Origin of the sequence: Pseudodesulfovibrio sp. S3 (genome assembly GCF_004025585.1) — a bacterium.
Lineage (GTDB): Bacteria > Desulfobacterota > Desulfovibrionia > Desulfovibrionales > Desulfovibrionaceae > Pseudodesulfovibrio.
On sequence record NZ_QTZO01000019.1, the window covers coordinates 38,666 to 46,046 of the forward strand.

The 7,381-nt window shown below is 58.3% G+C and carries 8 protein-coding genes; 1 reads left to right on the forward strand and 7 read right to left on the reverse strand.

What is annotated here, in order from left to right; translation table 11 throughout:
- Window position 1: 1 nt before the first annotated feature.
- The 3 genes from DWB63_RS14985 to DWB63_RS14995 form a co-directional block, all read right to left on the reverse strand.
- Window positions 2-2,044 (reverse strand): ATP-binding protein, encoded by a 2,043-nt coding sequence (locus tag DWB63_RS14985; protein WP_164879908.1) that lies wholly within the window; start codon window positions 2,042-2,044, stop codon window positions 2-4.
- Between the two features lie 4 nt (window positions 2,045-2,048).
- Window positions 2,049-2,477 carry a response regulator gene (locus DWB63_RS14990; protein WP_128329671.1) on the reverse strand — a complete coding sequence of 143 codons (429 nt, stop codon included), beginning with the start codon at window positions 2,475-2,477 and terminating at the stop codon, window positions 2,049-2,051.
- Window positions 2,478-2,556: 79 nt separating this feature from the next.
- The gene (locus DWB63_RS14995; protein ID WP_241648880.1) at window positions 2,557-2,970 is read right to left on the reverse strand and encodes a DsrE family protein; all 414 of its coding nucleotides are present in this window, start codon (window positions 2,968-2,970) and stop codon (window positions 2,557-2,559) included.
- Window positions 2,971-3,099: 129 nt separating this feature from the next.
- On the opposite strand from DWB63_RS14995, the gene DWB63_RS15000 reads away from it, so the two are divergent.
- Window positions 3,100-3,678, forward strand: a complete 579-nt coding sequence (locus tag DWB63_RS15000) for a cysteine hydrolase family protein (protein WP_128329672.1) — start codon at window positions 3,100-3,102, stop codon at window positions 3,676-3,678.
- Between the two features lies 1 nt (window position 3,679).
- On the opposite strand, the gene hgcB is transcribed toward DWB63_RS15000, so the two are convergent.
- From hgcB to DWB63_RS15020, 4 genes are all read right to left on the reverse strand, one after another.
- Window positions 3,680-3,967 (reverse strand): mercury methylation ferredoxin HgcB, encoded by a 288-nt coding sequence (hgcB, locus tag DWB63_RS15005; RefSeq protein WP_128329673.1) that lies wholly within the window; start codon window positions 3,965-3,967, stop codon window positions 3,680-3,682.
- Between the two features lie 10 nt (window positions 3,968-3,977).
- Window positions 3,978-5,168: a mercury methylation corrinoid protein HgcA gene (hgcA, locus tag DWB63_RS15010; RefSeq protein ID WP_264175417.1), complete on the reverse strand. Its 1,191-nt coding sequence runs from the start codon at window positions 5,166-5,168 to the stop codon at window positions 3,978-3,980.
- A 41-nt stretch (window positions 5,169-5,209) separates the two neighbouring features.
- On the reverse strand, window positions 5,210-6,133 hold the full coding sequence (rarD, locus tag DWB63_RS15015; RefSeq protein ID WP_128329674.1) for an EamA family transporter RarD: 924 nt from the start codon (window positions 6,131-6,133) through the stop codon (window positions 5,210-5,212).
- A gap of 72 nt (window positions 6,134-6,205) precedes the next feature.
- The coding region (locus DWB63_RS15020) for a PLP-dependent aminotransferase family protein (protein WP_164879909.1) at window positions 6,206-7,381 on the reverse strand (1,176 nt) is incomplete at its 5' end.

Sequence of the window (7,381 nt, forward strand, 5' to 3'; positions counted from 1 at the left end):
TTTACCCGGCCAGAATCCGTCTGATGGTGCAGAGCAGGTCAGTGGCTTCAAAGGGTTTTGTGACCACGTCGTCCATGCCCGCTTCAAGAAAGCGTTGCCTGTCGTTCTTGCCGGCAAAGGCGGTCAGACCGATGATCGGGGTGTCGCTGCGTATGCCGTCGGCCGCGCCGGAGCGGATGATTTCCGTTACCTGAAGGCCGTTGATGACAGGCATTTGCACATCCATGAGCACAAGGTCGTACTGCCCCTGAATCAGGGCATCGATGGCATGTTGTCCGTTGCCCACCACGGTGGCATGATGGCCGTTTTTCTTGAGGATGCGGGAGGTCACCAGGGCGTTGACCTGTTCGTCTTCTGCCACGAGGATGTTCAGGGGGCGTGCATCGTTGTCTGCGCTCGTATCGGCGATGACGCAGGAGCCGCCCTTGGCGTCCCGCAGAAGAAAGGGAAGGGTGAGCGTGAAGGTGCTTCCCCGGTTCGGCTGGCTTTTCAGGGTGATCCCGCCGCCCATGAGCGTGGTCAATTCGCGTGAAATCGAGAGGCCCAGCCCCATGCCGCCATATCTTTTTGTCAGGTAGTCTTCTCCGAGCATGAAGCTTTCGAAGATGGCTTCTTGCTTGTCTTCGTGGATGCCGATGCCGGAATCAGTCACTATGAAGCGGATTTCCGCCATGTCGCCGAACAGTCCGGTGGTGGTGGATGTCCTGGAAACCTTGATTGAGACGTGGCCCTCTTCAGTGAACTTGATGGCATTGAATACGAGATTGATCAGGATTTGGCGAAATTTGTCCACGTCGCCGTTGACCTCGACCGGGACATTGCCGTCAACGTCACAGGTCAGTCGGAGGTTTTTCTGTTCGGCTTGGATGACCAGGGGTTTGATCACGGATTCGATGGTGTCCGGGAGGTTGAAATTCATCGGTGTCAGGGTAATCCCGCCCGACTCGATGCTGGACAGGTCGAGCAGGGAGGTCATCACCTTGGACAGGTGCATGCTCGCCTCCAGGGAAAGCGTCAGGTATTCCTTCTGCTCATCCGTGATCTCGGTTCCCAACAGGATCTGGGTCATGCCCATGATGCCGTTCAGCGGGGTGCGCAGTTCGTGGCTCATGTTGGCCAGGAACTGGCTTTTGGCCCGGTTGGCATTTTCCGCCGTCTTCATGGCCTTGATCAGATCCGTTTCCATCCGTTTGCGTTCAATGATGCGGCTGACGCCTTCCATGATCAGTGAGAGCTGAACCACGTCGGCTTCGGTATATTCCTCTTCCTTGTTGCCGACCCCGGCAACGAGAGTGATATGACCGTTTTCCAGGATGGGTAGGTTCATGTGCCGCTTTATGAGAACATGTCCTTCTGGGCATCCCCGTTTGTCCGGACTGGTGGCGTAATCGTTTGTAATAATGGGTTTCCGCTGCCTGATCGCCTCGCCCCACAAGCCTGTTTCGGAAGCCTTGAAGCTGGCTGGCCGGTTGCAGGCACCGTACTGTCCGAGGATTCCTGCCGTACAGGCTTGCAGGGTCAACTCGGTCTCTGCCTCGTTCATGAGGCATATGTATCCGATCTGGCTGCCGGTCATTGTCACGCCGTGGTCCAGAGCGAATTGAAGGATATCCTGCTCGGTTTGATCGAGCTGTTGGGAGAGTGAGTAAAGGAGTTTGAACCGCTGTTCGTCCAGGGAGGCTTTTCGTTCCCGTTCTTTTCTATGAGTTATGTCCCGGATCATGAATACGTCCAGCACTGCTGCCTCCATGGTCAGGGTGCGTGAGCGAATGGCCACGGGAACCTTGTTGCCGCGTTTGGTGGTCAACGAGTGTTCGACTGTTTCACCGCCTGTACCGAAGATCTGCTCGGGGAGTGTGGGAATAATGTCGGCTGGAGCCAGGGTGATCAATTCTTCCCGTGTATAGCCGAGCATTTTGCAGATCGCGTGGTTGGCTTCGATGATTCGGGCCCCGGCTCCTCCTTTTCCATCGGCACGGGAGGCAAATGCACCGTCAGGCTCTTGCAGTTGGAGAATGTTTTTCAAAAGCATGTCGTGGGTCATGAGCTTACCGGTCTCCCAATATGCGAGCGACGCATTCAAGAAGCGCCGCTTTTCTGACGGGTTTGGGCAGAAAGTCGGTGCATCCTGCTTTGGCAGAGCAGTCCCTGTCCTCGGGCAAGTCATTGGCGGATATGGTCACGATGGGCGTGGGCCGGAGGTTGTTGGCCTGTTCATGGGCGCGGATTTCCCGGGTCGCGTCAAGCCCGTCCATCAAGGGCATGAAGATGTCCATGAGTACCAGGTCGTAAGCCCCGGCCTTGTATGCCGCAACAGCCTCCCGCCCGTTTTTCGCGAAAACGAGCCGGGAGTTCATTCCCTTGAAGAAAAGGGAAAAGAGCGCCTGACTGGACTCCGAATCCTCGGCGATGAGGATGGTGACCGGGTCTTCAGATGGTTTATCGGCGGTCTCGTCGCCAGTTGCAGCCCCTTGCATGCGCGGCTCTCCTTCCTGCTTCTCTTTCAATCGTGCTCTGTGAGAGAGAATATATATGCGAAATATTTCTCGGAGTCTTCTAAAAGGTCAATTGTTGCCAGCCGGTCTTGAGCATCTTGGTGAAGGGGTCACCCACATAGACAACTTCAGTACCCAAGGCCTCGAGTGTATCGGCCACCCCGTAGTTTTCGGCACAGGAGCGGCAGGTCCAGACCTCCACGCCGTCGGCCATCATTTCCCGCAGCCGGTTCTGGATATGCGTATTCTCCGAGGCGAGCTTGGCGGACGGTCCCCATATGATGAGCCGGACCTGCTTCCACCACTGTTTTTTCAGGGAGTTGTGCGCGTACATGAAGGCCAGGTTGTCGGCCACTTCCGGGTCGGAGGAACTCCAGACGATGCAGAGTGAATCATGGGCGGGCATTTCGTTCATGGCTTTCTCGGTTTGGTTTTTTTCAAGGATGGAGATGCCGTGTTCGGCATATGTATTCATAGTCAATCATGGCTGACCGGGCAAGGTCCATAAGCCGGTATCGGAAATACGGAATGGGGTATCCGGCAAAGTTATTGGACCCTGGTGAAGGCATGGCGGTACGAATACAAAAAAGACCGGAGGTTTCCAATGAGTTCAGCATTGCTTTTGATCGATATACAGAATGATTATTTCCCTGGCGGCCGCATGGAATTGGAGGGAAGCGTGGAGGCGGCGGAAAAGGCGGCGGTTGTCCTGACCCAGTTCCGGGATCGCGGCCTTCCCGTGTTTCATGTCCGGCACGAGTCCCTGCAGAAAGGAGCAACGTTTTTCCTGCCCGGAACGGATGGGGCGGATATCCATTCCATTGTGTTTCCACTGGCAGGAGAAGTTGTCATAACAAAACATTATCCCAACAGTTTTCGTGAAACCGACCTGCTTGCCAGGCTTGAGGCCGCCGGGATCACCCGGTTGGTGGTGGCGGGAATGATGACGCACATGTGTGTGGACGCCGGAGTGCGAGCCGCAACGGACTATGGTTTTGCCTGTGCCGTTCTTTCGGATGCCACGGCCACCCGTGCCCTGGAGTTCCACGGTCAGGTTCTTTCGGCGGCCCAGGTTCACGGGTCTTTTCTCGCCGCCCTTGGCATGGCCTATGCCAAGGTTATTCCAAGCGCCGACGTGTCCTCCTGGCTGCAAGCCGGGTCCTTGAGGCAGGTACGGGGCTAGGTTAGCAACATCCTGTACTGACTTTCTTTTCTGTGAGCTTGTGGAGCCAGAGGGAGATGATGTAGGAAGCGCAGCCCACGCCGGGTGTGACGGTGATGGCCGCTGTCGGACAGTTTTGGGCGCAGGCTCCGCACTCCATGCAGGCGTTGAAGTCGACGACGTCCGCTTTCTTGTCCTGTGTTGTCAGTACGCGATGCGGACAGACCGTGACGCACAGCCCGCAGCCGATGCATTTCCCGGTATCAATTTTTAAGGTGGAGATGTCGTCAATATATCTGAATTCTTTCATGATTTTCTCCTCATCCTGCAAAAGGGGCAATCAACCAGCAGAGACTGCCGATGATTGCGGTTACGGCCTGGACCGGGATACCCCGGCGCATTTCCGCTTCCACGCCCGAAGGTGAGGTATACGGTGTCGAACCGGTGAAATTCATGGCCATGTACGAGGATATGGCCGTGGTCCAGAGAATGAGTGCGGTTGACTCCAGCCCGTCCAGTGAGCCGGAAAAGAGCAGGGCTGCGCATGTTCCGGCGAACACGCCGGTGAGCATGCCCTTTGGCCAGAATTGACGCCAGGGCAGCCGGTTCAGCAGAAGCGGCACCATCGCGCTTCCGGCCAGGATGCCGAAAGCCGTTCCGGTTGCTGCTGCCAGACCGCGGTGCCAGGCCCCTGCAAGCGAGAAGACGTCCGGTCCGATGCCGGACAGGACAAAGACCGCCAGCAGGGTCCAGGCCAGGGGCTTGCCAAGCAGAATGATCTCCACCGGGATGAGTTCGGTCCGTTCCCTGAGGGAGAATGTGACCGTGCGCATGTCGTTGTCGGCGTTGTTGCCAGCCCTGAGGAAAGCGGGAATGTCCCCGGCGCGGATCGGACCCCAGATTACGTTGAATCCGCATCCTTTTTTCACCTTGCGGGCGGCCACGCCCGTGGCACCGAGTTGGGGCAGGATGAGTGTGCGGTGGGTGACTACCTCATGCAGCCGGGCAGCGGTGACGCTCAGGATGATTTCGTGGGTGGCGAACAGGTTCTTGCCCGCCGCACACCAGACATTGATGCCGCGTGTGTCGACCACCAGCAGCCATGCGTCGACGGCGGAAAGTTCGGTGCGGACCGCGTCAAAGGTCAGCTTGTAGTTGGCCGTGACCAGAACCGGCGAGTCCTGGGTCGGATTTCCTACACAGTAGAGTCCGGGCACGACCTTGTAGTTGTGCCGGGTGAGGCCCAACCTGGCCAGGACAGTGCCTGCCCTGTCGCTGGCGAGTGGTCTGGTGCGCACGCGGGGAACAAGGCCCGCAGGTGTGTCAATGAACCCGTCCACGTAAGGTTCAAGGGTGTACCCCGGTTTTTCGAAGACCCCTGCACGGGGGTCCGGCCTGGGGCCTCAACAGGGCGTGTCTTCCTGGGACGGGTCGGGCGGATACGCTGGGGCCATCATGTCGAGTGGTTCCAGTTCGATCTTGGGAAGAAGTCTGTCGTCGGGTCCATTCATGTGACGCTCCTGTGCGGATTCATGGGCCAGGCGGTCTTTGGTCAGACCGGGTTTTTACAGGCTGCGATCCGTCTTTGCTTTCGGATGCTTCGGATGGATTCAAAAGTATATACGGCCAAACCGGACCAGATCAGTGCAAAGGTGACCAGGTGGCTGGTGGTGAACGGCTCCTTGTAGACGATGATGCCGAGCATGAAGGCGATGGTCGGGGCGAGATATTGGAGCAGTCCCAGGGAGGTCAGCTGCAACCGGCGGGCGCCGAAGGCGAAGCCGATAAGGGGGGTGGCCGTGACGGCTCCCGCCCCGATCAGGAGCAGGTCGATGGAAGGGCTTTGGGTAAACAGGGCGGAAGCGCCGTCCATCTGGAGCTTGACGATATAGGCCAGGGCAAAGGGGCCGAGGACCAGGGTTTCCAGGAACAGGCCGGGCAGGGATTCCACGGACGCGATCTTTCTGAGCAATCCGTAAAAGGCAAAGGAAACGGCCAGGGTCAGGGATATCCACGGCAGCTCGCCGTGGCTGATTATCGAGTTGGCAACCCCCAATGCGGCCAGGCCGATGGCGATCAATTGCAGTGGCTTGAGCCGTTCGCGGAAGAAAATGAAGCCGAGCAGGACGTTGACCAGCGGGTTGATGTAATAGCCCAGGCTCGTCTCAAGGACATGGTTGGTGTTTACGGCCCAGATGTACAGGAGCCAGTTGCCGCCGATCATCAGGCTGCTCAGGGTCAGGATGGTCAGATCCTTCGGCGACTTGAGCGGGGCGAAGACGGTGCTCCAGCCCTTCATTACGGTCAGGACCAGGCTGATGAAGACCAGTGACCAGACTATGCGGTGGCAGAGGATTTCGAACGGATCAACGGTGATGAGCGATTTCCAGTAAATGGGCAACAGCCCCCACAGCAGGAAAGCGCCCAGGGCGGCGATGAAACCGTATGTTTTTTGTTTGGGATCGAGTTCGTGCATATTGGTCACTCCGGAGCGGGACGATACTCCTGGCTCTGGTCAAGGTAAAGTCGGATTTGTCGAACGGGGAGATCAGCTTCGACACATCCTTCCGGCCAGTTCTCCGAGTATGGTGACGCCCTGCTCCACATCACGGGTCCAGGGGAAACCGCAGCTTATGCGGATATAGTTGGTGAATTTATCCTGGGTGGAAAAAATGGCACCCGGCGCAATGCCGATCCTTTCAGCCCTGGCCTGGAAGAAAAGCTCCACGGAATCCACGGCCTTTGGCAGTTCCAGCCAGAGAACGCCTCCGCCCACGGGGTGAGTGACCTTTGTCCCTTCCGGGAAATGTCGGCCCAGGTGAAGTTGCATGGTGTCCATCTGCCGTTCCAGGGCGGCCCGGAGTTTCTTCAGGTGCCGTTCCATGTGGCCCTGGCGCAGGTATTCGGCAATGGCCATCTGGGCCGGTGCCGAGGTGGAGACGTTGGTGGTGGCCTTGATTTCAAGGGCCTTTTGCCGGAATCGTCCCGGCAGTATCCAGCCTACGCGATAGCCGGGAGCAATGGTTTTGGAAAAGGAAGAGCAGAGCAGGACCAGGCCCTTTTGATCGAACTGCTTGTAGGTACCGGGCCGCCTGGGGCCGAAATGCAGGTCTGAGGATACGTCGTCCTCCACCAGCGGGATGGACCGTTCGGCCAGCATGGACACGATTTCCCGTTTGGCCTCGTCCGGGGTCAGGCTGGAATCCGGGTTGTTGAAGTTGGGAGCGAGGACACAGGCGGATACGTCAAAGGTCCGCAGGGCGTGAAACAGATCCTTGGGCGAGACCCCGAGCTTGGGGTCCGACGGGACTTCGATGGCGCGCAGGCCGAGTGTCTCCAACAGTTGGAGAAAACAGTAGTAGGTGGGCGACTGGATGAGCACGGTGTCACCGCTGCGGCAGACCGACCGCAGGGAGAGGTAGAGCGCTTCCATGCATCCGGCTGTGATCAGGGGGTCATCCGGGGCTACGGGCAGGCCGTGTTCCATGGATCGGAAGGCGATCTGGCGGATGAGTTGCGGGTCACCGGGAATGGGCGCGTATCCCATGGCCCGCCCCGGCTCGTTGCGGACCACGGATGCGGTGATGCGGCCCAACTCTTTGAGTGGAAGCAAATCGTGACCGGGTGCCACAACGTCCAGAGCGACCCGGTCGGCGGCGCCCACGGAATCCAGGACCGTCTGGATGAGACCGATACGGGTCACCGGGCGGGGATGGTCCATGGG

Coding starts and splice junctions, on each gene's coding strand:
- DWB63_RS14985 (WP_164879908.1), bottom strand. CDS start 2,044: ATGACCCACGACATGCTTTTGAAAAACATTCTCCAACTGCAAGAGCCT.
- DWB63_RS14990 (WP_128329671.1), bottom strand. CDS start 2,477: ATGCAAGGGGCTGCAACTGGCGACGAGACCGCCGATAAACCATCTGAA.
- DWB63_RS14995 (WP_241648880.1), bottom strand. CDS start 2,970: ATGAATACATATGCCGAACACGGCATCTCCATCCTTGAAAAAAACCAA.
- DWB63_RS15000 (WP_128329672.1), top strand. CDS start 3,100: ATGAGTTCAGCATTGCTTTTGATCGATATACAGAATGATTATTTCCCT.
- hgcB (WP_128329673.1), bottom strand. CDS start 3,967: ATGAAAGAATTCAGATATATTGACGACATCTCCACCTTAAAAATTGAT.
- rarD (WP_128329674.1), bottom strand. CDS start 6,133: ATGCACGAACTCGATCCCAAACAAAAAACATACGGTTTCATCGCCGCC.